Annotated in this window: 21 protein-coding genes; 12 read left to right on the top strand and 9 right to left on the bottom strand. The window is 70.7% G+C overall.

What is annotated here, in order from left to right:
* Nucleotides 1-29: 29 nt before the first annotated feature.
* Complete coding sequence (ileS, locus tag ACFYZ8_RS31310; RefSeq protein ID WP_388541599.1) at nucleotides 30-3,161, bottom strand: isoleucine--tRNA ligase; 3,132 nt, start codon at nucleotides 3,159-3,161, stop codon at nucleotides 30-32.
* Between the two features lie 590 nt (nucleotides 3,162-3,751).
* Between ileS and ACFYZ8_RS31305 the strand changes: the two genes are divergently transcribed.
* The 6 genes from ACFYZ8_RS31305 to ACFYZ8_RS31280 all read left to right on the top strand — a co-directional run bounded on the left by ACFYZ8_RS31305 (nucleotide 3,752) and on the right by ACFYZ8_RS31280 (nucleotide 9,725).
* Nucleotides 3,752-5,146 carry a TraR/DksA family transcriptional regulator gene (locus tag ACFYZ8_RS31305; protein ID WP_388541602.1) on the top strand — a complete coding sequence of 465 codons (1,395 nt, stop codon included), beginning with the start codon at nucleotides 3,752-3,754 and terminating at the stop codon, nucleotides 5,144-5,146.
* A 61-nt stretch (nucleotides 5,147-5,207) separates the two neighbouring features.
* Entirely contained in the window at nucleotides 5,208-5,783 is a 576-nt protein-coding gene (lspA, locus tag ACFYZ8_RS31300; RefSeq protein WP_359029459.1) for a signal peptidase II, read from the top strand.
* Between the two features lie 58 nt (nucleotides 5,784-5,841).
* On the top strand, nucleotides 5,842-6,786 hold the full coding sequence (locus tag ACFYZ8_RS31295) for an RluA family pseudouridine synthase (RefSeq protein ID WP_037719419.1): 945 nt from the start codon (nucleotides 5,842-5,844) through the stop codon (nucleotides 6,784-6,786).
* Complete coding sequence (locus ACFYZ8_RS31290; protein WP_388541606.1) at nucleotides 6,783-7,253, top strand: GNAT family N-acetyltransferase; 471 nt, start codon at nucleotides 6,783-6,785, stop codon at nucleotides 7,251-7,253. The genes ACFYZ8_RS31295 and ACFYZ8_RS31290 overlap by 4 nt, the downstream gene beginning before the upstream one ends.
* 92 nt (nucleotides 7,254-7,345) lie before the next feature.
* On the top strand, nucleotides 7,346-8,920 hold the full coding sequence (locus tag ACFYZ8_RS31285; RefSeq protein WP_388541609.1) for a Na+/H+ antiporter: 1,575 nt from the start codon (nucleotides 7,346-7,348) through the stop codon (nucleotides 8,918-8,920).
* 64 nt (nucleotides 8,921-8,984) lie between these two features.
* Complete coding sequence (locus ACFYZ8_RS31280; protein WP_359029462.1) at nucleotides 8,985-9,725, top strand: SDR family oxidoreductase; 741 nt, start codon at nucleotides 8,985-8,987, stop codon at nucleotides 9,723-9,725.
* Nucleotides 9,726-9,819: 94 nt separating this feature from the next.
* Here ACFYZ8_RS31280 and ACFYZ8_RS31275 read toward each other — a convergent pair whose 3' ends face one another.
* Complete coding sequence (locus ACFYZ8_RS31275) at nucleotides 9,820-10,938, bottom strand: mechanosensitive ion channel domain-containing protein (RefSeq protein ID WP_359029463.1); 1,119 nt, start codon at nucleotides 10,936-10,938, stop codon at nucleotides 9,820-9,822.
* Between the two features lie 119 nt (nucleotides 10,939-11,057).
* Here ACFYZ8_RS31275 and ACFYZ8_RS31270 point away from each other — a divergent pair, with 119 nt between their 5' ends.
* Nucleotides 11,058-11,627 carry a dienelactone hydrolase family protein gene (locus tag ACFYZ8_RS31270; protein ID WP_359029464.1) on the top strand — a complete coding sequence of 190 codons (570 nt, stop codon included), beginning with the start codon at nucleotides 11,058-11,060 and terminating at the stop codon, nucleotides 11,625-11,627.
* A gap of 7 nt (nucleotides 11,628-11,634) precedes the next feature.
* Here the strand turns inward: ACFYZ8_RS31270 and ACFYZ8_RS31265 are convergent, their stop codons facing one another.
* The 4 genes from ACFYZ8_RS31265 to ACFYZ8_RS31250 form a co-directional block, all read right to left on the bottom strand.
* Nucleotides 11,635-13,290, bottom strand: coding sequence for an alkaline phosphatase D family protein (locus tag ACFYZ8_RS31265; RefSeq protein WP_388541614.1), 1,656 nt, complete (start codon nucleotides 13,288-13,290; stop codon nucleotides 11,635-11,637).
* A gap of 84 nt (nucleotides 13,291-13,374) precedes the next feature.
* The gene (locus ACFYZ8_RS31260) at nucleotides 13,375-14,190 is read right to left on the bottom strand and encodes a thioredoxin domain-containing protein (protein ID WP_359029466.1); all 816 of its coding nucleotides are present in this window, start codon (nucleotides 14,188-14,190) and stop codon (nucleotides 13,375-13,377) included.
* A gap of 86 nt (nucleotides 14,191-14,276) precedes the next feature.
* Nucleotides 14,277-14,969: a hypothetical protein gene (locus ACFYZ8_RS31255; RefSeq protein ID WP_359029467.1), complete on the bottom strand. Its 693-nt coding sequence runs from the start codon at nucleotides 14,967-14,969 to the stop codon at nucleotides 14,277-14,279.
* A gap of 91 nt (nucleotides 14,970-15,060) precedes the next feature.
* Nucleotides 15,061-16,386 (bottom strand): DUF2252 domain-containing protein, encoded by a 1,326-nt coding sequence (locus tag ACFYZ8_RS31250; RefSeq protein WP_388541618.1) that lies wholly within the window; start codon nucleotides 16,384-16,386, stop codon nucleotides 15,061-15,063.
* Nucleotides 16,387-16,588: 202 nt separating this feature from the next.
* Here ACFYZ8_RS31250 and dnaE point away from each other — a divergent pair, with 202 nt between their 5' ends.
* Nucleotides 16,589-20,128: a DNA polymerase III subunit alpha gene (gene dnaE / locus ACFYZ8_RS31245; RefSeq protein ID WP_359029469.1), complete on the top strand. Its 3,540-nt coding sequence runs from the start codon at nucleotides 16,589-16,591 to the stop codon at nucleotides 20,126-20,128.
* Nucleotides 20,129-20,218: 90 nt separating this feature from the next.
* Here the strand turns inward: dnaE and ACFYZ8_RS31240 are convergent, their stop codons facing one another.
* Nucleotides 20,219-20,383, bottom strand: coding sequence for a hypothetical protein (locus tag ACFYZ8_RS31240; protein ID WP_388541621.1), 165 nt, complete (start codon nucleotides 20,381-20,383; stop codon nucleotides 20,219-20,221).
* Nucleotides 20,384-20,603: 220 nt separating this feature from the next.
* Between ACFYZ8_RS31240 and ACFYZ8_RS31235 the strand changes: the two genes are divergently transcribed.
* The 4 genes from ACFYZ8_RS31235 (at nucleotide 20,604) to ACFYZ8_RS31220 (ending at nucleotide 24,509) form a co-directional block, all read left to right on the top strand.
* Nucleotides 20,604-21,821: an NYN domain-containing protein gene (locus ACFYZ8_RS31235; RefSeq protein WP_359029471.1), complete on the top strand. Its 1,218-nt coding sequence runs from the start codon at nucleotides 20,604-20,606 to the stop codon at nucleotides 21,819-21,821.
* Between the two features lie 106 nt (nucleotides 21,822-21,927).
* A complete protein-coding gene (locus ACFYZ8_RS31230; RefSeq protein WP_388541624.1) occupies nucleotides 21,928-22,902 on the top strand; it encodes an ABC transporter ATP-binding protein in 975 nt (324 codons plus the stop codon).
* A gap of 73 nt (nucleotides 22,903-22,975) precedes the next feature.
* Nucleotides 22,976-23,800 (top strand): ABC transporter permease, encoded by an 825-nt coding sequence (locus ACFYZ8_RS31225; RefSeq protein ID WP_359029473.1) that lies wholly within the window; start codon nucleotides 22,976-22,978, stop codon nucleotides 23,798-23,800.
* A 34-nt stretch (nucleotides 23,801-23,834) separates the two neighbouring features.
* Nucleotides 23,835-24,509, top strand: a complete 675-nt coding sequence (locus ACFYZ8_RS31220) for an AAA family ATPase (protein WP_359029474.1) — start codon at nucleotides 23,835-23,837, stop codon at nucleotides 24,507-24,509.
* Nucleotides 24,510-24,690: 181 nt separating this feature from the next.
* Here ACFYZ8_RS31220 and ybaK read toward each other — a convergent pair whose 3' ends face one another.
* Nucleotides 24,691-25,191 carry a Cys-tRNA(Pro) deacylase gene (ybaK, locus tag ACFYZ8_RS31215; protein ID WP_359029475.1) on the bottom strand — a complete coding sequence of 167 codons (501 nt, stop codon included), beginning with the start codon at nucleotides 25,189-25,191 and terminating at the stop codon, nucleotides 24,691-24,693.
* A gap of 16 nt (nucleotides 25,192-25,207) precedes the next feature.
* Nucleotides 25,208-25,948 carry an LON peptidase substrate-binding domain-containing protein gene (locus ACFYZ8_RS31210; RefSeq protein ID WP_388541628.1) on the bottom strand — a complete coding sequence of 247 codons (741 nt, stop codon included), beginning with the start codon at nucleotides 25,946-25,948 and terminating at the stop codon, nucleotides 25,208-25,210.
* Nucleotides 25,949-25,959: the final 11 nt, after the last annotated feature.

The following is a 25,959-nucleotide window of genomic DNA, read 5'->3' as shown; positions in this document are numbered from 1 at the left end:
GACGGGGGGCCGGGCCCTTCTTCCCGGGCTTACGCCTTGCGCAGTCGGAACGTCAGCGACAGGCCCTCGTCGGTGAACGGGGTGCCGTAGCTGTCGTCCGCCTCGCCCTGCGCGAAGTCGGTCGCGAGGACCTCGTCGGCGATCAGGGCGGCGTGCTCGGACAGGGCCGCGAGCACGGCCGGATCCGTGGAGGTCCAGCGCAGCGCGATGCGGTCGGCCACATCGAGGCCGCTGTTCTTGCGGGCCTCCTGGATCAGACGGATCGCGTCACGAGCCAGGCCCGCCCGGCGGAGCTCCTCGGTGATCTCCAGGTCGAGGGCCACCGTGGCACCGGAGTCGGACGCCACCGACCAGCCCTCGCGCGGGGTCTCCGTGATGATCACCTCGTCGGGGGCGAGCGTGATCGTCTCGCCGTCGACCTCCACCGACGCCGTGCCCTCGCGCAGGGCGAGGGAGAGCGCGGCCGCGTCGGCGTTCGCGACCGCCTTGGCCACGTCCTGGACGCGCTTGCCGAACCGCTTGCCGAGCGCGCGGAAGTTCGCCTTCGCCGTGGTGTCGACCAGGCTGCCGCCGACCTCGCTGAGGGAGGCGAGCGCGCTCACGTTCAGCTCGTCCGTGATCTGCGCGTGCAGCTCACGGTCCAGCGCGTCGAAGCCGGTCGCGGCGATGAGTGCCCGGGACAGCGGCTGGCGGGTCTTCACGCCCGACTCCGCACGCGTGGCCCGGCCCAGCTCGACGAGCCGGCGCACCAGGACCATCTGCTTCGACAGCTCCGGGTCGATGGCCTTCAGGTCCGCCTCCGGCCAGGAGGCCAGGTGCACCGACTCCGGGGCGCCCGGGGTGACCGGCACCACCAGGTCCTGCCAGACCCGCTCGGCGATGAACGGGGTCAGCGGGGCCATCAGCTTGGTGACCGTCTCGACGACCTCGTGCAGGGTGCGCAGCGCGGCCTTGTCGCCCTGCCAGAAGCGGCGCCGCGAGCGGCGGACGTACCAGTTGGACAGGTCGTCGACGAACGCCGACAGGAGCTTGCCGGCGCGCTGGGTGTCGTAGGACTCCAGGGACTGGGTCACCTGGTCGGTCAGCGCGTGCAGTTCGGACAGCAGCCAGCGGTCCAGGACCGGGCGGTCGGCCGGGGCCGGGTCCGCCTCGCTGGGCGCCCAGTTCGACGTACGGGCGTACAGGGCCTGGAAGGCGACCGTGTTCCAGTAGGTGAGGAGGGTCTTCCGCACCACCTCCTGGATGGTGCCGTGGCCCACGCGGCGTGCCGCCCACGGGGATCCGCCGGCCGCCATGAACCAGCGCACCGCGTCCGCGCCGTGCCGGTCCATCAGCGGAATCGGCTCCAGGGTGTTGCCCAGGTGCTTGGACATCTTGCGGCCGTCCTCGGCGAGGATGTGGCCGAGGCACACGACGTTCTCGTACGAGGACTTGTCGAAGACCAGGGTGCCGACGGCCATCATCGTGTAGAACCAGCCGCGGGTCTGGTCGATGGCCTCGCTGATGAACTGGGCCGGGTAGCGGGACTCGAAGAGTTCCTTGTTCTTGTACGGGTAGCCCCACTGCGCGAACGGCATCGAACCCGAGTCGTACCAGGCGTCGATGACCTCCGGCACGCGCGTGGCCGTCTTCTGGCACTGGGGGCACGCGAAGGTGACGCCGTCGATGAACGGGCGGTGCGGGTCCAGTTCGGAGTGGTCCGTGCCGGTCAGCTCGGTGAGCTCCGCGCGCGAGCCGACGACGGTGAGGTGGTCGTCCTCACAGCGCCAGATCGGCAGCGGGGTGCCCCAGTAGCGGTTGCGGGACAGCGCCCAGTCGATGTTGTTGTGCAGCCAGTCGCCGTACCGGCCGTGCTTGACCGTCTCCGGGAACCAGTTGGTGTTCTCGTTCTCCTGGAGGAGGCGGTCCTTGATGGCCGTGGTGCGGATGTACCAGGACGGCTGCGCGTAGTAGAGGAGCGCGGTGTGGCAGCGCCAGCAGTGCGGGTAGCTGTGCTCGTACGGGATGTGCTTGAAGAGGAGGCCGCGCTGCTGGAGGTCCTCGGTGAGCTGTTCGTCCGCCTTCTTGAAGAAGACGCCGCCGACGAGGGGGACGTCCTCCTCGAAGGTGCCGTCGGGGCGGACGGGGTTCACCACGGGCAGGCCGTAGGCGCGGCAGACCTTGAGGTCGTCCTCACCGAAGGCGGGGGACTGGTGGACCAGGCCCGTACCGTCCTCGGTCGTGACGTACTCGGCGTTGACCACGTAATGGGCCGGCGCCGGGAACTCCACGAGCTCGAACGGACGTTGATAGGTCCAGCGCTCCATCTCGGCGCCGGTGAAGGACTGGCCGGTGGTCTCCCAGCCCTCGCCGAGGGCCTTGGCGAGCAGCGGCTCGGCGACGACGAGCTTCTCCTCGCCGTCGGTCGCGACGACGTAGGTGACCTCCGGGTGCGCGGCGACCGCCGTGTTGGACACCAGGGTCCAGGGGGTCGTCGTCCACACCAGGAGCGCTGCCTGGCCGGCGAGCGGACCGGAGGTGAGCGGGAAACGGACGTACACGGACGGGTCCACGACCGTCTCGTAGCCCTGCGCCAGCTCGTGGTCGGACAGGCCGGTGCCGCAGCGCGGACACCAGGGGGCGACGCGGTGGTCCTGGACCAGCAGGCCCTTGTTGAAGATCTCCTTCAGCGACCACCAGACGGACTCGATGTACTCCGGGTCCATCGTGCGGTACGGGTCCTGGAGGTCGGTCCAGTAGCCCATGCGCGTCGTGAGCGCCTCGAAGGCGTCGGTGTGGCGAGTCACGGACTCGCGGCACTTGGCGTTGAACTCGGCGATGCCGTACGCCTCGATGTCCTTCTTGCCGCTGAAGCCGAGCTCCTTCTCGACCGCCAGCTCCACCGGGAGGCCGTGGCAGTCCCAGCCGGCCTTGCGGGCCACGTGGTAGCCGCGCATGGTGCGGAAGCGGGGGAAGACGTCCTTGAAGACGCGGGCCTCGATGTGGTGGGCGCCCGGCATGCCGTTGGCGGTGGGCGGGCCCTCGTAGAACACCCACTCGGGGCGGCCCTCGGACTGCTCCAGGGTCTTGGCGAAGATCTTCTGCTCGCGCCAGAAGTCGAGCACCGCGTGCTCGAGCGCGGGCAGGTCGACCTGGGCGGGCACCTGGCGGTACTGCGTCATCAGTCTTCCTCCGGCGGATGTGCTGCCTTCCGTCCGGAGGGACGAGAGCCGTGTCTTTCCGTACGCCGGTTTCGGCGCGCTCCCGCGGTACCACCCTCCTTGGCCCGCCGACGCCTGGTGTGCGTCGGTGAGCCCCCTCATTGGGGTCGCGATGCCGGGTCTACGCCCCCTGCCGGGGGTTCTTCCGGCGGCTCCGGGGTGATCTTCGCGTCGCGCTCGCCCCCGGGCTTCCACCGTCCCCGGGTCGCTCTGGGCTGCGTACGCCGCTACTCGTCCCCATCCACGCCTTTCGCTCCGCCCAGTGTACGGCGCTCCGGGGACAGCGGCCGACCGGTTTTCCGGGGCGGGGTGCGGAGGCCGCCGCAGGGCGCGGAGTGACCCGAATGGAGCGGCACGGCTGTTCGGATTCCAGGACGGACGGTCCGGCGGATTACCCGGCGGGGAGCTGGGCACAACGCATGCATGCTTCCCGCCCCGCGCGCGTGGGGCGGGCGGATCGGGCGGCGTGCCCCGTTGCCGCGGGACTCAAGTCGATTTATCGTCCCAGCACGATTCGCGAGCAAGATCACAATATGTGAAGGGGCCGCGGCATGGTGGCGAAGAAGACCGCCGTACAGCAGTCGGCGTCGGGCCGGTCCACCCATGCCCGTGCCTCCGGCGGCGAGGCCAAGGACGCGGGCGGGAAGAAGAGCGTGCAGGGTGCGCCCGCGTCGTCCGCCAAGGGTGCTGTCAAGGCCGTGAAGGCGGTCGGGGCGGCGGCGAAGAGCGTCGCGAAGAAGGCCGCCGTCAAGAGCACGCGCGCGGGTGCCGGGAAGGCCGCGGCGAAGAAGGCGGCGCCCCGGAGGGCGAGCGGCGCCGAGAAGACCACGGCCGCCCGCGGCGGGCAGCCGGCCGCGGAGGCGGAGGCGGAGGCCTCGGCCGGGAGACCGGAGGACGAGACCGTCGGTGGGGCGGGGGAGGCCACCAAGGGCGTCGGGAAGGCGTCGGTCACCAAGAAGTCCGCGGTCGCCAAGACGGCTGCGGGTGCCAAGAAGGCGGTCGCCGAGAAGGCGGTCGCCAAGAAGGCCGCGGGTACCAAGAAGGCGGTCGCCAAGAAGGCCGCGGGCACGAAGAGGGCTGCGGGCACGAAGAAACCCGGGGTTGCCGACAGCGCGGTGAGCAAGGAGCCCGCGGTCCCCGAAAAGGCGGTCGGTGAGAAATCCCCGGTCCCGCGAGAGGCGGGCGCCGAGGAGGCCGTGGTCTCGGAGAAGGCCTCGGCCACGAAGAAGAAGGCGGTCACCAAGAAGGCCACCGCACGGAGCAGGACCGCGACGAAGGCCGCGGGGAGGAAGACGGCCGTGAAGGACACCGCGGTCGAGGAGACGGTCGCCGCGGAGGCCGGTGTCCCACAGGGGGACGCCGGGCAGGGCACCTCCGGGAAGAACACCCCCACGAAGACGGCGACGAGAAAGAGCACGGCCAAGAAAGCGGGCGCGGCCGAGGCCGCGAAGAAGACGGGAGCCACGACGGTGGTTGCGAAGAAGACCCCTGGCACGGCCACGGCGGCGAAGACCGCCCTACCCAACGCGCGTGTCGCGGCGGTGGAGCCCGGCGAGCTCGCGGTGCGCCCCGGTGAGGACCCGTGGACCCCCGAGGAGGTGGAGGAGGCCCGCTCGGAGCTGACGGCCGAGGTGCTGCGGCTGCGCACCGAGATCTCCACGTCCGAGGAGTCCCTGGTCGGGCTCATGCGGGACTCCGGGGACGGCGCCGGCGACGATCAGGCCGACACCGGGACCAAGAACATCACGCGCGAGAGCGAGATGGCCCTCGCGGCCAACGCGCGCGAGATGCTCACCCAGACCGAGCGCGCCCTCGGACGCCTCGACGCCGGCACCTACGGCCTGTGCGAGAACTGCGGCAACCCCATCGGCAAGGCACGCATGCAGGCCTTCCCGCGGGCGACCCTGTGCGTGGAGTGCAAGCAGAAGCAGGAACGCCGGTACTGAAGGTCCATGGAGGCGTGTCGTACCCTCGTCCTCAGTCAGGTACCTAGGTCGAGGGACTCACGTGGCAGAGGCGGAGCGCATCATCGGTACGCCGGATACCCCAGAGGCGGCGGGGGCCGAGCCGGAGCAGGACCAGGCGGCGCGGCCCAGGGGCCGGCGCCGCATCGCCGTGCTGTTCACGGTGGCCGCCTTCGCGTACGCCCTCGACCTGGTCAGCAAGATGATCGTGGTCGCGAAGCTGGAGCACCACGAGCCGATCGAGATCATCGGGGACTGGCTGAAGTTCGAGGCGATCCGCAACGCGGGCGCGGCCTTCGGCTTCGGCGAGGCCTTCACCGTGATCTTCACGGTGATCGCGGCCGCCGTGATCGTGGTGATCGCCCGGCTCGCCCGCAAGCTCTACAGCCTGCCCTGGGCGATCGCCCTCGGGCTGCTGCTCGGCGGCGCGCTCGGCAACCTCACCGACCGGCTCTTCCGCTCGCCGGGCGTGTTCGAGGGGGCGGTCGTCGACTTCATCGCGCCCAAGCACTTCGCCGTCTTCAACCTCGCCGACTCGGCGATCGTGTGCGGCGGGATCCTGATCGTGCTGCTGTCGTTCAAGGGGCTCGACCCGGACGGCACGGTCCACAAGGACTGAGGGCCGGTTTTCCACAGGCCCGTTCGGGCCGGTCGCGGAGGTCCGGCATACTCGACGGGTGAGCACCATTCCCGAGATCCGCACCCTGCCCGTGCCCGACGGCCTGGAGGGCGAGCGCGTCGACGCCGCCATCTCCCGCATGTTCGGCTTCTCCCGCACCAAGGCGGCCGAGCTCGCCGCCTCGGGGAAGGTCACGGTCGACGGGTCGGTGGTCGGGAAGTCCGAGCGGGTGCACGGCGGGGCCTGGCTGGAGGTCGAGATGCCGCAGGCGCCCGCGCCGGTGCAGATCGTCGCCGAGCCGGTCGAGGGCATGGAGATCGTCCATGACGACGACGACGTGGTCGTGATCGTCAAGCCGGTCGGGGTCGCCGCGCATCCCAGCCCCGGCTGGACCGGCACCACCGTGATCGGCGGGCTCGCCGCCGCCGGGTACCGCATCTCCACCTCCGGTGCCGCCGAGCGCCAGGGCATCGTGCACCGGCTCGACGTGGGCACCTCGGGGCTGATGGTCGTGGCCAAGTCGGAGCGGGCGTACACCTCGCTCAAGCGGCAGTTCAAGGAGCGCACGGTCGACAAGCGGTACCACACGCTCGTCCAGGGCCACCCGGACCCGACCAGCGGCACCATCGACGCGCCCATCGGCCGGCACCCCAACCACGACTACAAGTGGGCGGTCACCGCCGAGGGCAAGCCCTCCGTCACGCACTACGATCTCATCGAGGCGTTCCGCGCGGCCTCCCTGCTCGACGTGAAGCTGGAGACCGGGCGCACCCACCAGATCCGCGTCCACATGGCCGCCCACCGCCACCCCTGCGTCGGCGACCTGACCTACGGCGCCGACCCGACGCTCGCCAAGCGGCTGCGGCTGACCCGGCAGTGGCTGCACGCGGTACGGCTCGGCTTCGAGCACCCCGGGGACGGGGAGTGGGTGGAGTTCGCCAGCGACTACCCGGAGGACCTTCAGCAGGCTCTGGACCTGGTGCGTGAGGAGACCTACGGGTGAGCACCCGCGCGTACGAGGTGCGGGTCGCCGAGGATCCCGCCGACCGTGAGGCCTGCTTCACGGTGCGCAAGGAGGTCTTCGTCGGCGAGCAGGGTGTGCCCGAGGACATCGAGTACGACGCCTACGACGCCGTGGCGGTGCATGTGCTGGCCGTGCGGGAGGACGGGGTGCCGCTCGGGACCGGGCGGCTGCTGTTCGGCGAGGCGGCGGCCGGGAAGACCGGCGGTGACGCGTCGGTGGGGTCGCTGGGGCGGCTCGCGGTGACCCGGGAGGCGCGCGGGCTCGGCGTGGGGGCCGCGCTCGTACGGGCCGTCGAGGAGGCGGCACGCGCGCGTGGGCTGGCGGCCGTGGATCTGCACGCCCAGACGCACGCGCTGGGGTTCTACGAGTGGCTGGGGTACGTGGCGTACGGGCCGGAGTTCCTGGACGCGGGGATACCGCACCGGGCCATGCGGCGCGTTCTCTGACGGTCGGCGGGAGCGGCGGTCGGGAGGGTTCGGGCGTTTTGCGGGCAGACTGAAGTGACCGATGATTTGTCGATCTGCCCGGAGTTCTGACCGTGGATCAGTTGGCCCTGTTGTTCGTGTTGTTGCTGGGGGCTCTGATCAGTGTCCCGGCGGGAGACCGGTTCGGGCTGCCGGCGCCGGTGCTGATGACACTGCTCGGCATAGTGCTGGCGGTGCTGGACTTCGTGCCGAATGTCGACATCCCGCCCGAGCTGATCCTGCCCATTCTGTTGCCGCCCCTGCTCTACGCGGCGGTGCGGCGCACTTCCTGGCGCCAGTTCGCGGCCAACAAGCGGCCGATCTTCCTGCTGGCCGTCGCGCTCGTGTTCGTGACGACCCTGTGCGTCGCCGCCGTCGCCCACGCGATCGTGCCGGGGCTGCCGATCGCCGCCGCCGTCGCGCTCGGCGCGCTGGTCGCCCCGCCCGACCCGGTCGCCGCGACCGCCGTGGCCGGCCAACTCGGGCTGCCCCGCAGGCTGGTGTCCATCCTGGAGGGCGAGGGCCTCTTCAACGACGTGACGGCGATCGTGCTGTACCACGTGGCCGTCGCCGCGGCTGTCAGCGGCTCGTTCACGCCCGGCAAGGCGGTCTTCGAGCTGGTGCTCTCCGCTGTCGTCGCCGTCGCCGTGGGGCTCGTGCTGGGCTGGGGCGCCAACAAGCTGATGGATCTGCTGGGCGACGCCACCCTCCAGATCGGACTGACGGTCCTCGTGCCGTACGCCTCCTACGTGCTCGCCGAGGAGCTGCACGGCTCCGGAGTGCTCGCGGTGCTGACCACCGCCCTGTTCCTCGCCGAGTACGGCACCGACGCCGACGACGTGATGACGCGGCTGGCCGGCCACACCTTCTGGGACATCGTCGACACCCTCGTCACCGGCGTGGCCTTCGGTCTCATCGGGCTCGAACTGCACAACGCGATCCGGACCGCGTCCGGACGCTGGGGCGAGATGCTCGGCTGGGCCGCGGCGATCGTGGCCGTGGTCGTCCTCGTCCGGCTGGCCTGGCTGATGCCGGCCACCTGGCTCACCAAGCGGATGCACGCGAAACGGGACTACAGCGAGGAGATCCCGACCAGTTGGCGGGAGACCGTCATCATGTGGTGGTCCGGGATGCGGGGTGTGGCGTCGGTGGCGCTGGCGTTGGCCATTCCGCTGGAGACCGACTCGGGGGCGGGTTTTCCCGACCGGGACGAGATCGTCTTCATCGCGTTCGGTGTGATCATGGCCACACTGGTGCTCCAGGGGCTGACCCTGCCGTGGCTGGTGAGGCGGCTGGGGGTACAGGCCGACACCGAGCGGGAGAAGGAGTTCGAGAAGGCCCTCGCCGTCCGGGCGGCCAAGGCGGCCAAACGGCGGCTGCGGGAGATCGAGGCCGTGGAGGAGCTGCCGGAGGAGCTGTCCGAGCAGATGCAGCGGCGGGCGTTCGAGATCGGTGTGCGGATCCATCCCGAGACGGGGGACGAGGAGCGCCGCGAGGCCCGGCGGCGGCTCAAGCGGGTGCGGCGCATCCACGGCGAGATGCTGAGCGCGGCGCGGCACGAGGTGCTGGCGGCGCGGAGCGAACCGGGGGCCGATCCCGAGGTCGTGGACCGGGTGCTGCGGCACCTGGACGTCCGCAGTCTGCGGTGACCGGTGTGCGAAGGTCACGTAAACCGGGGTGAGCCGACCGGCGGTGTGCTCGTAGGGTCCAGGTATGGCTCGCAACGTGGTGATCAGCGGTGGCGGTACGGGAATCGGGCTCGCGGCGGCGCAGGTGTTCGCCGCGGAAGGGGACCGGGTGCTGCTGCTCGGGCGGCGCGCCGAGGTGCTGGAGAAGGCCGGGGTACCCGGCGCGCTCACGTACGCCGCCGATCTCGGTGACGTCGACCAGGTGCGCGGGGTCGTCGGGTTCGTGGCGCGTGAGCTCGGGACCGTGGACGTGCTGATCCACAGCGCCGGGGGCACCGGACAGCTCGAACCGCCCGCCGGGAGCACCGATCCGCTGGACGCCGTCGCCCACAACTGGACCGTGAACTTCCGGCTCAATCTGCTGACCGCGGCCCTGCTCACCGAGGGGCTGAAGGACCGGCTCGCCGCACCGGGCGGGCGGGTGCTGTTCGTCAGCTCCATCGCCGCGTACCGGGGGTCCGGGAGCGGGGCGTACGGGGCGGCGAAGGCGGGGCTGCATCCGTACGCCCATGATCTGGCCAGGGAGTTGGGGCCGCGGGGGATCACGGCGAACGTGGTCGCGCCGGGCTACATCGAGGACACCGAGTTCTTCGGTGCGGCCATCGATCCCGCGCGGCGGGAGCGGCTTGTCGGTGACACGTTGAACGGGCGGGCGGGGACGCCGGGGGATGTCGCGGCGACGCTTCATTGGCTGGCGTCGCCTGGGGCCGGGCATGTGACGTCGCAGGTGGTGCAGGTCAATGGCGGGGCTGAGCGGGGGCATTGAGGGCGTCGGTGGGCAGGTGCGGGTCCGTCGTGGCTGGTCGCGCAGTTCCCCGCGCCGCTGGTTGGGCTCGGGTGGCCTGCGCGACCATGGACCGTCAGCCTCGGCCCGTTCGCGGGGACTCGTGGGCTCGGCGCGGTGCCTCGCCGTCCCTGCCGTTGCCGTTCAGCCGCCGGAACCCCGGCGCCAACGTCGCGTCCGCCGTGTTCACGCGCGGCAGGGCGTACGGGTGGTTGTCGGTCAGCCAGCGGATCATCTGCTCGCGGACCGTGACCCGCACCGTCCAGATGTCGTCGGCGTCCTTGGCCGTCACCAGGGCGCGCACCTGCATGGTGTTCGGGGTGGTGTCGGTGACGGCGAGGCCGTAGTCACGGCCGTCCCAGGCCGGGCACTCGCGCAGGATGTCCCGCAGGCGCTCGCGCATCAGCTCCACCGGGGCGGTGTGATCGACGTGCCAGTAGACGATGCCGGTCATCTGCGGGGTGCCGCGCGACCAGTTCTCGAACGGCTTCGAGGTGAAGTACGACACCGGCATGGTGATCCGGCGTTCGTCCCAGGTCCGTACGGTCAGGAAGGTCAGCGTGATCTCCTCGACGGTGCCCCACTCGCCGTCCACCACGACGGTGTCGCCGATGCGGACCATGTCGCCGAAGGCGATCTGCAGCCCGGCGAACATGTTGCTGAGCGTCGACTGGGCGGCCACACCGGCGACGATGCCGAGGATTCCGGCCGAGGCCAGCAGTGAGGCACCGGCCGCGCGCATCGCCGGGAAGGTCAGCAGCATCGCGGCCACCGCCACCACGCCGACGGTCGCGGCGACCACCCGCATGATCAGCGTGACCTGGGTGCGCACCCGCCTGACCCGGGCGGCGTCGTGGTGGGCACGCGCGTAACGGGTGTACGTCGTCTCCACTATGGCCGCGGCGATCCGGATCACCAGCCAGGCGGTCGCCCCGATGAGGATCAGCGTCAGGGTCTGCCCGATACCGGCGCTGTGCCGCTGCGCCAGCCGCGCCTCGTCATACGCTCCTCTCAGCATCGCCGCGCACAGCACGAGCATGTAGGGGATGCGGCCACGGCGCAGCAGACCCCACATCGGGGTCTCGCTGTGGCGTTCGTCGGCCTTGCGCAGCAGAAGGTCGGTGGCCCAGCCGATCACCAGCGTGAGCAGCACCGAGCCGCCGACCACGATCAGTGGGCGGAGTACGTTCTCCATGACCCCGAACCTAACCGGCCCGGCCGAGTCATGAACATGTGACTTCCGCCGCGAAGTGGGTACGGCGGGCGTCGCGCCCGCGGAACGGCACTGTCGGTGCGGGCTGGCACCATGGCCTCATGAACATCATGCTCTTTCACTCGACCTACGGCCTCAGGCCCGCCGTCCGTCAGGCCGCCGACCGGCTGCGGGAGGCCGGGCACGAGGTGTGGACGCCGGACCTCTTCGAGGGGCGCACGTTCGAGACGGTCGAGGAGGGCATGGCCTTCAACGAGGAGATCGGCAAGGACGAACTGCTCAAGCGGGCCGTCCTGGCCGCCGCGCCCTACTCCGAGCGCGGCCTCGTCTACGCCGGGTTCTCGCTCGGTGCCTCGATCGCGCAGACCCTCGCCCTCGGCGACGACAAGGCCCGCGGACTGCTGCTCCTGCACGGCACCTCCGACATCGCGCCGAACGCGACCGCGGACGAGCTGCCGGTCCAGTTGCACGTTGCCGAGCCGGACCCCTTCGAGACCGACGACTGGCTGAGCGCCTGGTATCTCCAGATGGGCCGCACCGGCGCCGACGTGGAGGTCTACAGATACGCCGGGGCCGGTCACCTCTACACCGACCCAGACCTGCCGGACTACGACGAGGAGGCAGCCGAGGCCACCTGGCGGGTGGCCCTCGGCTTCCTGGAGACGCTCTAGCGCCGGCCTAGACCGGGGTGTACGTCCGCTCGACCTTCTGCGTGCCGGTCCGGGTGCGGTACGAACGCGCCCAGGACGAGGTCGCGTCGGCCTTGGTCTTGTCGGAGAGCACGTAGTAGTCCATCTGCGCCCGCTCGGCGGTGATGTCCAGGACGCCGTAGCCGTGGCGGTCGGTGTCGACCCAGTGGACGTGCCGGTTGGCGACCTGGATGACCGGCGCGGCGAGCGCGGTGACCGTGCCCTCGGGGACCTTCAGGAGGTCGTCGAGGTTGTCGGAGGTCACCGAGGTGACGACGAACTCCGTGGCGGCCGAGGCCGACAGCGGGTAGGTTCCGGCGTCCACCGGCACGTCGTTGGCCCACGCCATGTGGATGTCCCCGGTCAGGAAGACGGTGTTGCGGATGGCGTTGGAGCGCAGGTGGGCGAGGAGTTCACGGCGGTCGTCCGTGTAGCCGTCCCACTGGTCGGGGTTGAGGGCGAGGCCCTCCTTCGGCAGCCCCAGCAGCTCGGCGAGGGGCCTGAGCAGATCGGCGGAGAGCGAGCCGATCGCGAACGGCGAGATCATCACGGAGTTGCCGACCAGCCGCCAGGTCGTGTCGGAGGACTTCAGCCCCGCCTTGAGCCAGTCCAGCTGGGCGCGGCCGGTGATCGTGCGGTCCGGGTCGTCGACCGAGCCGTTGCCCACGGCGGCCTGCTGGGAGCGGAAGGACCGCAGGTCGAGCAGCGAGAGGTCGGCGAGCTTGCCGAAACGCAGTCGGCGGTAGGTGGTGCCCGCGAGGGCCGGACGGACCGGCATCCACTCGAAGTAGGCCTGCTTGGCGGCGGCCTGACGGGCCGACCAGGCACCCTCCGCGCCCTCGGTGTGGTTCTCGGCACCGCCCGACCAGGCGTCGTTGGCGAACTCGTGGTCGTCCCAGATCGCGACGACCGGGGCGACCGCGTGCAGGGCCTGGAGGTCCGGGTCGGTCTTGTACTTGCCGTGCCGGGTCCGGTAGTCGGCGAGGGTCAGGATCTCGTGCGTCGGCGCGTGCTGCCGTACGACGGTGTCGCGGGTGCCGTACTCGCCGGTGCCGTACTCGTAGATGTAGTCGCCCAGGTGCAGCCAGGCGTCCAGGTCGCCGCGGGCCGCGAGGTGGCGGTACGAGGAGAAGTAGCCGGCCTCCCAGTTGGCGCAGGAGACCACGCCGAAGCGGAGGTTCGCGACGGCCGCGTCCGCCGCCGGCGCGGTGCGGGTGCGCGCCGCCGGGGAGTCGGTGCCGCCCGCCGAGAAACGGAACCAGTAGTCGGTCGCGGGCGCGAGGCCGCGTACGTCCGCCTTGACGGTGTGGTCGGAGGCGGCGGTCGCGGTGACGGAACCCTTGGCGACGACGTTCGTGAAGGCCTTGTCCCTGGCGACGACCCAGCCGACCTCGGTGTCCGGACCGAGTCCGGAACCGGGCACGGCCTCGGGCGTCGGGGTCACCCGGGTCCACAGCAGGATGCCGTCCGGGAGCGGGTCGCCGGAGGCCACGCCGTGCAGGAAGACGGGGGCTTCAACGGCACCGGCCGGCCAGGCGGCGGCCAGCGGGGCGGCCAGGACAGCGGTGGCCGCCGCGGCCTTGACGACCGTACGGCGGCGCGGGGACAGGGAGTTGCTGTCGGCTGTTCTCTGTCTACTAGTCACGGCCGATCAGGTTACTGATCGGTATTAACGGGAGCGGGCGAACTCGTGAAAGTTCGCCCGCTCTTTGCCTGAAGGGTGCGGGGATCAGCCCTTCAGGGCCGCCTGGAGCGCCGTGTTGAAGTCGGCGACCGTCATCGGCGCGCTCTTGCCGTCGGGGCCGGTCAGGTTCTTGCCGTCCATCCTCAGGGTCGGGGTGCCGGTCGCGCCGTCCTTGTTGAACTTCTCGGACATGTCCAGGGCCCACTTGTCGTAGGTGCCGTTCTTCACGGCGTTCTGGAAGGTCTTGTTGTCCTTCAGCTCCGGGACGGTCTGCGCGATCTTGATGAGGTAGGAGTCGTCCTTGAACTTGTCCGGGCCGCTCTCGTCGGGATGCCACTTCGTGGAGTACATCGCGGTCTTGTACTTCAGGAACGCCTCGGGGCTGACGTTCAGTGCCGCGCCGAGGGCGCTGAGGCCGTTCTTGGAGCCCTCGCCGCCGAGGTTGCCGTCGAGGAAGGTGGCGCCGACGTACTGGAGCTTGAACTTGCCGTCCGCGACGTCCTTGTCGACGGTCGAGCCGACCGTCTGCTCGAACTGGGCGCACACGGGGCAGCGCGGGTCCTCGTACATGACCAGGGTCTTCTTGGCGGTGCTCTTGCCGATGACGACGGTCGTGCCGTTGGCGCCCGTGCTGTTGGCCGGCTTGACGAGCTTGTCGTTCTTGGCCTCTTCCCAGTAACTGGGCTTGTTGCTCTGGACGACCGCGTAGCCGATGCCGCCGGCTATCGCCAGGACGCCGACGGCGGAGCAGGCGACGATGACCTGGCGCTTGACCTTGTCGCGCTTGGCCTGGCGCTCACGCTCCTGCCGCAACCGCTCACGGGCGGCGGTCTTCGAGGCCTGGCTGTTCCGCTTGCTCATTTCGGTGATCTCCATCGGGGGACGCGCACACGTGGTGTGCGGGGATACGTGGGTGGGGACTGGAGTGCTCGGACGCTGCGGCGGGTTCAGGCGGCAGCGGGCGAGCACGGCGGTCCACGCCGTCCCAGGGAGTGCACGAGGATCTCGTCGAGAGCGACGGCCGTACGGCGGCCGGGGCGCGCCGGGCGGGCCGGTTCCGGCGCCGACCGCACGGTCAGCGCGGCGGCCGCGAGGAGCAGCGGCCGGAAGGTCGTGGCGGCGACGGCCCGCAGCAGCTGGGCCAGGGCCCGCTCGCCGCGGCGCAGCCAGGCGGCCGCGATCATGCCGACGCAGACGTGGGCGGCCAGCAGCAGCCACGCGGTCCGCGGGTCGGCGTGGGCGAGCAGGCCGCCGAGCCGGCCGGGGTCGGTCCCGGTCATCCGGGCCAGCGGTGAGCCGACGCTGGTGCCGTCACCGCAGAACACGTCCCAGCCGACCGAGCGCAGCGGGCCGGCCACCGGGCCGCCCGCGGCGCCGTAACAGACGTGCTGGCCGGTGGTGAAGACGGTGTCGGCGGCGAGCTCCAGCGGGATCAGCACGGCGGCGATCCGCCCGTAGCCGCGCTCCCGGCCGGCCAGCGCGTAGGAGAGCGCGAACACGGCGACGGCGACCACCGCCACCGTGTTGAGCGGCAGGGGAGCCCGGGACAGCAGCACGTGCGACGCGGTGCTGAGCGTCACGACGAGTGCCGTGAACAGCGCCGCGCGGAGCGCTCGTAGCTGGGTCCCGGATATGTCCATAGCGTGGAGAGTGTGACACGCGGGCCTGTAAGGGACCCCTAAAGAGTCCCTGTGAGCGGCCCTATCGTTATCGACAGTGGTATGGGGCCTGTCACAGGCCGGGGATACGGCCGTTGCGGAACAGGTCGACGAAGGTCTGGTGGTCGGCACGCGCGCGTGCGCCGTAGCTGTGCGCGAAGTCGACCAGGAGGCCCGCGAAGCCGTCCTCGTCGGCCGCGATCGCCGCGTCGATGGCCCGCTCCGTCGAGAAGGGCACCAGGGACTCGCCCGAGGTGTCGTCGGCCGCCGCGTGCATGGTGGCCGTGGCCCGGCCGAGGTCGGCGACGACCCCCGCGATCTCCTCCGGGTCGTCGATGTCGCCCCAGTCCAGGTCCACCGCGTACGGCGAGATCTCCGCGACCAGCTGGCCCGCGCCGCCCAGTTCGGTCCAGCCCAGCCACGGGTCGGCGTGCTGCTGGAGAGCGCGCTGGGAGATCACCGTGCGGTGGCCCTCGTGCTGGAAGTAGTCGCGGATCGCCGGGTCGGTGATGTGCCGGGAGACGGCCGGGGTCTGGGCCTGCTTGATGTAGATCACCACGTCGTTCTCCAGGGCGTCGGTGTGCCCCTCGAGAAGGATGTTGTACGACGGCAGCCCCGCCGAACCGATGCCGATCCCGCGGCGGCCGACGACGTCCTTGACGCGGTAGGAGTCCGGGCGGGCCAGGGAGGCCTCCGGGAGGGTCTCCAGATAGCCGTCGAAGGCCGCGAGCACCTTGTAGCGGGTGGCCGCGTCCAGCTCGATGGAGCCGCCGCCCGGCGCGAAGCGGCGCTCGAAGTCGCGGATCTCCGTCATCGACTCCAGGAGGCCGAAGCGGGTCAGCGAGCGGGCGTCGCGCAGCGCGTCCAGGAGGGGGCCCTGGGCGGTGTCCAGGGTGAAGGGCGGCACCTCGTCGCTCTTGGCGCCGGTGGCCAGGGCGTGGATCCGCTCGCGGTACGCGCCCGCGTACACCTCCACCAGCTCGGTGATCTGCTCGTCACTGAGCGCCTTGGCGTACCCGATCAGCGCGACGGAGGCGCCGAAGCGCTTGAGGTCCCAGGTGAAGGGGCCGACGTAGGCCTCGTCGAAGTCGTTGACGTTGAAGATCAGCCGGCCGTTGGCGTCCAGGTACGTGCCGAAGTTCTCCGCGTGCAGATCGCCGTGGATCCATACGCGCGAGGTGCGCTCGTCCAGGTACGGGCCGCCCCTCGTCTCAGCGTCCAGGTCGTGGTAGAAGAGGCACGCCGTCCCGCGGTAGAACGCGAACGCCGAGGCCGCCATCTTCCGGAACTTCACGCGGAACGCTGCCGGATCGGCGGCCAGGAGCTCGCCGAAGGCGGTGTCGAAGACAGCGAGGATCTCCTCGCCGCGGTGCTCGTCGTTGAGCTGCGGAACCGACATCGCGGGGTGCCTCCTGGTACATCTGTACGACAGCGTTTCTGTCGTCTCTCCAACGGGCGGGCCCGGGTGAAAGTGCCCGCGACCCTCGTTGTGAAGGTACGCGGGGCGGCCCCCTGAGTGTCAGTGCCGAGGCATAGACTTCGTCGCTGTCCCCCCACTGTCCGCCCGTCTGTCGTCGAGTGTTTTCCATGGAGGCCATGCCGTGTCAAAGCCGCCGTTCACGCACCTGCACGTCCACACCCAGTACTCCCTGCTGGACGGTGCCGCGCGGCTCAAGGACATGTTCAACGCGTGCAACGAGATGGGCATGACCCATATCGCCATGTCCGACCACGGCAACCTCCACGGGGCGTACGACTTCTTCCACTCGGCGAAGAAGGCCGGGGTCACCCCGATCATCGGGATCGAGGCGTATGTCGCGCCCGAGTCCCGGCGCAACAAGCGCAAGATCCAGTGGGGCCAGCCGCACCAGAAGCGGGACGACGTCTCCGGTTCGGGTGGTTACACCCACAAGACGATGTGGGCCGTGAACTCGACCGGCCTGCACAACCTCTTCCGGCTCTCCTCCGACGCCTACGCCGAGGGCTGGCTGCAGAAGTGGCCCCGGATGGACAAGGAGACGATCTCCCAGTGGTCCGAGGGGATCGTCGCCTCCACCGGCTGCCCCTCCGGCGAGCTCCAGACCCGGCTGCGCCTCGGCCAGTACGACGAGGCACTGAAGGCGGCCGCCGACTACCAGGACATCTTCGGCAAGGACCGCTACTTCCTGGAGCTGATGGACCACGGCATCGAGATCGAGCACCGGGTCCGCGACGGCCTGCTGGAGATCGGCAAGAAGCTCGGCATCCCCCCGCTGGTCACCAACGACTCGCACTACACGTACGCGCACGAGGCGACCGCCCACGACGCCCTGCTGTGCATCCAGACCGGCAAGAACCTCTCCGACCCGGACCGCTTCAAGTTCGACGGCACCGGCTACTACCTGAAGTCCACGGAGGAGATGTACGCCATCGACTCCTCGGACGCCTGGCAGGAGGGCTGCGCCAACACCCTCCTGATCGCCGAGATGGTCGACACCACCGGCATGTTCGAGGCCAAGAACCTCATGCCGAAGTTCGACATCCCGGACGGCTACACCGAGGTCACCTGGTTCAAGGAGGAGGTCCGCCGCGGCATGGAGCGCCGCTTCCCGGGCGGCATCCCCGAGGACCGCCAGCGGCAGGTCGAGTACGAGATGGACGTCATCATCCAGATGGGGTTCCCGGGCTACTTCCTCGTGGTCGCCGACTTCATCATGTGGGCCAAGAACAACGGCATCGCGGTCGGCCCCGGCCGAGGCTCCGCGGCCGGTTCGATCGTCGCCTACGCCATGGGCATCACCGACCTCGACCCGATCCCGCACGGCCTGATCTTCGAGCGGTTCCTCAACCCCGAGCGCGTCTCCATGCCCGATGTCGACATCGACTTCGACGAGCGTCGGCGCGTCGAGGTGATCCGGTACGTGACCGAGAAGTACGGCGCCGACAAGGTCGCCATGATCGGCACCTACGGCAAGATCAAGGCCAAGAACGCGATCAAGGACTCCGCGCGCGTGCTGGGCTACCCGTACGCGATGGGCGACCGCATCACCAAGGCCATGCCCGCCGACGTCCTCGGCAAGGGCATCGACCTCAACGGCATCACCGACCCCTCGCACCCCCGTTACTCGGAGGCGGGCGAGGTCCGCGGGATGTACGAGAACGAACCGGACGTGAAGAAGGTCATCGACACCGCCAAGGGCGTCGAGGGCCTGGTCCGGCAGATGGGCGTGCACGCCGCCGGCGTGATCATGTCCAGCGAGACCATCACCGAGCACGTGCCCGTCTGGGTCCGGCACACCGACGGCGTGACCATCACGCAGTGGGACTACCCGAGCTGCGAGTCGCTCGGCCTGCTGAAGATGGACTTCCTCGGCCTGCGCAACCTGACGATCATGGACGACGCCGTCAAGATGGTGAAGTCCAACAAGGGCATCGACCTGGAGCTGCTGAGCCTCCCGCTGGACGACCCGACGACCTTCGAACTGCTCCAGCGCGGTGAGACCCTCGGCGTCTTCCAGTTCGACGGCGGCCCCATGCGCTCGCTGCTGCGCCTGATGAAGCCCGACAACTTCGAGGACATCTCCGCCGTCTCCGCGCTCTACCGTCCCGGCCCGATGGGCATGGACTCGCACACCAACTACGCGCTGCGCAAGAACAAGCTCCAGGAGATCACCCCCATCCACCCGGAGCTCGAAGAGCCCCTCAGGGAGGTCCTGGACGTCACCTACGGCCTGATCGTGTACCAGGAGCAGGTGCAGAAGGCCGCCCAGATCATCGCCGGTTACTCGCTCGGCGAGGCCGACATCCTGCGCCGCGTGATGGGCAAGAAGAAGCCCGACGAACTGGCGAAGAACTTCACCATCTTCCAGGCCGGTGCCCAGAAGAACGGCTACAGCGAAGAGGCCATCAAGGCCCTGTGGGACGTGCTGGTCCCCTTCGCCGGATACGCCTTCAACAAGGCGCACTCCGCCGCGTACGGACTGGTGTCGTACTGGACCGCCTACCTGAAGGCCAACTACCCGGCCGAGTACATGGCCGCCCTGCTGACCTCGGTCAAGGACGACAAGGACAAGTCGGCGGTCTACCTCAACGAGTGCCGCCGCATGGGCATCAAGGTGCTCCCGCCCAACGTCAACGAGTCGGTGCACAACTTCGCCGCGCAGGGCGACGACGTGATCCTCTTCGGCCTGGAGGCCGTGCGCAACGTCGGCACCAACGTGGTCGAGTCGATCATCAAGAGCCGCAAGGCCAAGGGGAAGTACGCCTCCTTCCCCGACTACCTCGACAAGGTCGAGGCGGTCGCCTGCAACAAGCGCACCACGGAGTCGCTGATCAAGGCGGGCGCCTTCGACACCCTCGGACACACCCGCAAGGGCCTCACCGCGCAGTACGAACCGATGATCGACAACGTGGTCGCGGTCAAGCGCAAGGAGGCCGAGGGCCAGTTCGACCTCTTCGGCGGGATGGGTGAGGAGGACACCAGCGAGCCCGGCTTCGGGCTGGACGTGGAGTTCACCACCGAGGAGTGGGACAAGACCTATCTGCTCGCCCAGGAGCGGGAGATGCTCGGTCTCTACGTCTCCGACCACCCGCTCTTCGGCCTGGAGCACGTGCTGTCCGACAAGGCCGACGCGGGCATCGCCCAGCTCACCGGCGGTGAGCACGCGGACGGCGCGGTCGTCACCATCGGCGGCATCATCTCCGGCCTCCAGCGCAAGATGACCAAGCAGGGCAACGCCTGGGCGATCGCCACCGTCGAGGACCTCGCCGGATCCATCGAGTGCATGTTCTTCCCGGCCACCTACCAGCTGGTCTCGACCCAACTCGTCGAGGACGCCGTGGTCTTCGTCAAGGGCCGCCTCGACAAGCGCGAGGACGTGCCCCGCCTGGTCGCGATGGAGCTCCAGGTCCCCGACCTGTCCAACGCGGGCACCAACGCGCCGGTGATCCTCACCATCCCGGCGCTCAAGGTCACCCCGCCGATGGTCAGCCGCCTCGGTGAGATCCTCAGCCACCACAAGGGCGAGAGCGAGGTCCGCATCCGGCTCCAGGGGCCCAGCAAGACCACGGTCCTGCGCCTTGACCGGCACCGGGTGAAACCCGACCCGGCGCTCTTCGGCGACCTGAAGGTGCTGCTCGGACCGTCCTGCCTGGCGGGCTGACCCACCTGGGCTCCGGACACGCAGAGGGGCGCACTCCTGACGGGGTGCGCCCTTCTGTGTACTGGGTCTCAACAACCCTTTATGCAGATGTCAGTTGTGGCCGAAGCTTTTCTGCCGCCCCTTGCGGGCCACGTCGCCGGGGGTCACCTGCGGGGCATGCTGCTCGGTCTGCGAGTCCATCGAGGAGTGCTGGGGCTCCTGCCCGGCGCGCTCGGTCTGCGACGGCTTACGGTTCTGCTTCTTGTTCTTGGCCATGGTGGTGCCTCCTGTGGGGTTCTAGGGGCCAGGGCCGGAACCAGATTCACATAGGCTGGCAAGAGGTGCATTTCGGATAATTACCGTGCGTGACAGGGAAAGTCGCCGGCCGATGCCCCGAAACGCCACGCCGAAGATCGAGTTCCGGCCGTTAACCCCCGCGCGGTCGGGCAGACTCGAAGGAAGCCCGAAGCAAACCTCCCGGAAAGAGGGTGGACCCGTGGACCGCTGCATCGTCCTGGTGGACGCCGGGTATCTGCTGGGGGCCGCCGCCAGTCTCCTCGCCGGGGAGCCCTCCCGTTCCCGCATCACCGTCGACCACGCCGCCCTGGTCCAAGGGCTGCGCGACCGGGCCGAGTCCGACACGGAACGGCCCCTGCTGCGCATCTACTGGTTCGACGGCGCCCCCGACCGCGTCCCGCAGCCCGAGCACCGCAGACTGCGCGTGATGCCCCGGGTGACCGTCCGGCTCGGCGCCCTGACCCGCAGCGACGGACGCTGGGCCCAGAAGGGCGTGGACGCCGCCATGCACGCCGAGCTCACCGAGCTGGCCCGCAACCGCGCCTGCTCCGACGTCGTCCTCGTCACCGGCGACGGGGATCTGCTGCCGGGCATGATGGCCGCCAAGGAGCACGGGGTCGCCGTACACCTGTGGGCCGTGCAGGCCGCCGACGGGGACTACAACCAGTCGGAGGACCTGGTCGCCGAGGCGGACGAGCGGCGGGTGCTGGACCGGGCGTGGATCACCAAGGCCGTCCGCGCGAAGGATCTCGGCGGGGTCTGCGCGCCGCCGCCCGTGCCGCGTCCCGAGATCGCCGCGATCCTCTCGGCGCCGCTGCCCGAGTCCGCGCTCTCGCAGGCGCCCGAGCGGACCGCCGAGGACAGTGAGCACGCCCCGGCGGCCACCTCGGAGAACGGCACACAGGAAAGGGTGCCCGCCCCCAAGGGCGTACCGACGCCCAAGGACCTCGCCGCGCTGCGGGCGCCCGGTGCCCAGCCCGCCCAGCACCCCGCGAGCGCGACCCTGCGCTGGTCCTCCGACAAGGGCTGGGTGGACCGGCCCAGCGGTGCCGCCGAGCCGCCCGAGGTCGCCTCCATGCCGACCCTCGCGCAGCTCACCACGGCCGAGCAGCGGTGGGCCGACCGGGAGGAGGACATCACCACGGTCGGCGGCGACCCGTTCGAGGTGGGGCAGGTCTTCGCGCGGCGGTGGATGGAGCGGCTCGGGGACCAGACGCACCTGCAGCGGCTGTCCGGGATGTACCCGCGGGTGCCGCACCGGATCGACGGGGAACTGCTCAGGTACGCGGCCCGGTTCGGGCTGCTCGCGCACAAGGACGACCAGATCGACGAGCACGACCGTTACGCGATCCGCGCCGGGTTCTGGCGGGAGATCGATGTGCGGACCGCGGCGGAGCACGCTCCCGCCGGGGAGTGAAACGGCACATACACCGCCCCAAGGGCGAGTAAAGCGGCCCGACCCCGTAGTCTCGTCCCTTGTGAGTACGCGCGCTGCACCGGCACTTCGACACAGTGGGGATGTCGTGTGTGCGGTGCGCGGGCTGACCAAGACCTATCCCGCGGTGCGCGGGCGGCGCGGGACGCCGGCGACGCCCGAGGTGCGGGCCACCGACGACGTACGGCTGGACATCCGGCGCGGTGAGATCTTCGGGCTGCTCGGGCCGAACGGCGCCGGGAAGACCACGCTGGTACGGCAGCTCACCGGGCTGATGCGGCCCGACAGCGGCAGCGTCGAGATCCTCGGGCACGACATCGTGCGCCACCCGGACCGGGCCTCGCGGATCCTCGCCTACCTCGGGCAGGAGTCCAGCGCCCTCGACGAGCTCACCGTCTCCCTCGCCGCCGAGACCACCGGCCGGCTGCGCGGCCTGGAGGCCAGGCGGGCGCGGGCCGAGCGGGACGCCGTACTCGACGAACTGGGGCTCACACCGATCGCCGGACGGCCGCTGAAGAAGCTGTCCGGCGGGCAGCGGCGGCTCGCGTGCTTCGCGTCGGCGCTGGTCGGGGAGCGGCCGCTGCTCGTGCTCGACGAGCCGACCACCGCGATGGACCCGGTGGCACGGCGCGCGGTGTGGTCCGCCGTGGACCGGCGGCGGGCCGAGCGGGGGACCACCGTCCTTCTCGTCACCCACAACGTCATCGAGGCGGAGACGGTCCTGGACCGGGTCGCCGTCCTCGACCAGGGCCGTGTGATCGCCTGCGACACGCCTTCCGGGCTCAAGGAACAGGTCGCCGGAGAGGTCCGCGTGGACCTGGTGTGGCGCGACGCGGCCCCGCTGCACGTCCCCGAGGTCGCCGCCCTCCAGGACCGGGCCGTGGCCGCCGGGCGCCGCTGGACGCTGCGGCTCGCCCCCGAGGAGGCCCGCGCGGTCGTGGCCACCGTCACCGGCGGGGCCGCGTTCGCCGCCCTGGACGACTTCACGCTCGCCACCCCCAGCCTGGAGGACGTGTACCTCGCGCTGGGCGGGGCCGCGCAGCAGGGGCTGGTGAAGGCGTGAGCCGGTTGAGCACGGGGACGGCCGTATCCGTACGTCACGGGGCGACCGCCGGAGCGAAGAGGAGCAGAGCCACGTGAGTGTCGTACCCGCCGAGGCTCTGCCGGGCGGCGCGCCGGCCGTCGCGGAGACGGGCCGGGACGCGGCCGCCGAGCTCGGGCCGCGCGCGCGGCTGTGGCCGTCGCTGGCGGCCGTGTACCGGGCGCAGTTGTCCCGCGCGCGGGTCGCGCGCATCCCGCTGCTGTTCGTGGCGACCTTCCAGTCGATCGGGATCATGATCCTGATGCGCGGTGTCGTGGACGGCGGGGGCGAGGCGCAGTCCGTGGTCGCCGGGGCGTCCGTGCTGGTCGTCGCCTTCGTCGCGCTCAACCTGCTCGCGCAGTACTTCGGGCAGCTGCGGGCGAGCGGCGGCCTCGACCACTACGCCACCCTGCCGGTGCCGCCCGCCGCCGTGGTGCTCGGCGCCGCGGGCGCGTACGCCTCCTTCACCGTGCCCGGGACCGTGGTGACCGCGGTCTTCGGGTGTGTGCTGTTCGGGCTGCCGCTGGCGCATCTGTGGGTGCTGGCGGCGGTGATTCCGCTGGCCGGTGCCGCCCTGGCGGGCCTCGGCGCGGCGCTCGGACTGCTCGCGCCCCGGCCGGAACTGGCCACCCTGCTGGGGCAGCTCGGCATGTCCGCCGCGCTGCTGCTCGGGGTGCTGCCCGCCGACCGGATGCCCGAGGCGGTGCGGTTCGCCCGGGACCTGCTGCCGTCGACCTACGGCGTCGAAGCCTTCGCCCGGACCTTCGGGCCGCACCCCGACTGGGCCTTCGTGCTCGGTGACCTCGCCGTGTGCGGGTGCGTGGGCGTGGTCTCGCTGGCCGTCGCCACCTGGGCCTACCGTCGGGCGGCCGTCCGGTGACGCGCCGCACAGGCGGGCCTGGCACGATGTCAGGGTGACCGCTCCGTTGACACCTCCTCCGCCGCCGCACGAACCGTCCCCGCACGATGCGTGGCAGGCTCCCGCCGGGTACGCGGCCCCTGCCGAAGCCCGGTACGGGCAGGGCGGGCCCGGGATGAAGACCGAACTGATCGAGGGCGCGGTGATCACGGTCGCCGTGGCGCTCGGCGGGGTGCTGCTCGGGGTGCTGTGGTGGTGGCTGGCGCCGCATGTGCCGCTCGTCGGGGATGTGGACGAGCAGGGGAACTGGGTCGTCTACCTCAAGGACACCGAGGGGGAGCAGGCGGTGGGAGTGGACGGGACGCTCACTCTGCTGGCCCTGGCCTTCGGGTTCGTGAGCGCGCTCGCCGTGTTCCTGTGGCGGCGGCGGGGCGGGGTGCCGCTGGTGGTGGGCCTCGCCGTCGGGGGAGTGCTGGCGTCGCTGCTCGCGTGGCGGGTGGGGATGTGGCTCGGGCCGACGTCCGATGTGATCGCCCACGCGAAGGCCGTGGGCAAGGGGGTGACGTTCTCCGCGCCGCTGAAGCTGGGGGCGAAGGGGGCGTTGCTGGCCTGGTCGCTGGCCGGACTCGTCGTGCATCTGGGGCTGACGGCGTTGTTCGGGCCCCGGGATCCTGAGCCGGTGTACGGGGCGGGGGTTCCGGGGGACGGGTACGGGGCGCCTGTGCAGTAGTTTCAGCCCCCGCACGGGGGGCTGCCGCCCCCGGACGGACCCCGGACCCCCGCCGGGAATGCGCCCTACGCCGGGCGGCTGCCGTGGTTCGAGCGGCCCTTCTTCGTGCGCCACCTGCGCTTGCGTGTTCTCTTCGACATGCCCCTTCTGCTTAGTCCAGGAAGGGGCACTCGTCGAGGGGTCACGCGCGGCCGATGGGCGCCAGGACCGCGTTCGTGAGGCCGGCCAGGTCCTTCGGCGCGAGTTCCACCTCCAGGCCCCGGCGGCCGGCCGAGACGCAGATGGTGTCGTGGGCGGAGGCCGAGGCGTCGAGGACCGTGGGGAGCCGCTTGCGCTGGCCCAGCGGGGAGATGCCGCCCCGGACATAGCCCGTGGTGCGTTCCGCGAGGGCCGGGTCGGCCATCGCCGCCCGCTTCCCGCCCACCGCCGTCGCCAGGGCCTTCAGGTCCAGTGAGCCTGCCACCGGGACCACGGCCACCGTGAGGGCGCCGTCCACGTCCGCCACCAGGGTCTTGAAGACGCGGTCGGGGGAGACGCCCATCGCCTCGGCGGCCTCCTCGCCGTAGGAGGGGTGGGAGGGGTCGTGGTCGTAGGCGTGCACCGTGAAGGGCACGCCCGCCGTGGTCAGCGCCACCGTCGCGGGGGTGCCCCCGGACTGCTGTTTCTTCGACTTCTTCGCCATCTGACGGGTTCCGGCCTCAGTTCAGACTCGTCGGGCCCAGCGTCAGTTCCGACGCCGGCAACGACGGCAGATTACGGATGATCGCGGTCTCCGCGCGCAGGAGTTTCAGTTCGTCGCGGAGGCGGGAGGCGGTGTCGGGGGCCTGGAGCAGGCGCTGCTTCGTGGAGGTGTCCAGCATCATCGCGGCCGCCACCAGGTACGAGACCACCGACGGTTCGTCCGGCAGGTCCGTGTCGGACGACAGCGAGCGTTCCCTCGCTCCCGCCAGGCGCTTCTGGTACTGGCGGAAGGCCCGCAGGACTCCCTCCGCGAGAGCCCCCGACTCGTCGCCCGCCTCCTCCGGCAGCTCCTCCAGCTCGGCCGTCAGATAGGGGCCCGAGGCGTCGACGGACAGGAGACGGACCCGGGTCGTCCCCGTGGCCAGGACCTCGAAGGTGCCGTCGGGACGCTCCCGTACCGTCGCCGCGTCCGCCACGCAGCCGACCGCGTGGAACGCCTTGACCGGGTCGTCGCCGAAGCCGGCCGCGGGGCCGCTGTCCGGCACGGCCGTCCGGTCCGGCAGGCCGGTGGCGCTGGGCGCCACCTCGTGGCCGTCGCGGATCGCCACGACGGCGAACCGGCGCGGTTCCTCCTCGGGGGTCTTCAGCAGTTCGCGCATCATGGCGCGATAGCGCTCCTCGAAGACGTTGAGAGGAAGCACGAGCCCCGGGAACAGCACGGTGTTCAGGGGGAAGAGCGGGAGCCGCACGGTGGTCACGGCGCCAAAGC

Origin of the sequence: Streptomyces sp. NPDC001668 (assembly GCF_042893155.1) — a bacterium.
GTDB lineage: Bacteria > Actinomycetota > Actinomycetes > Streptomycetales > Streptomycetaceae > Streptomyces.
This window is presented reverse-complemented; position numbering and strand designations above follow the sequence as displayed.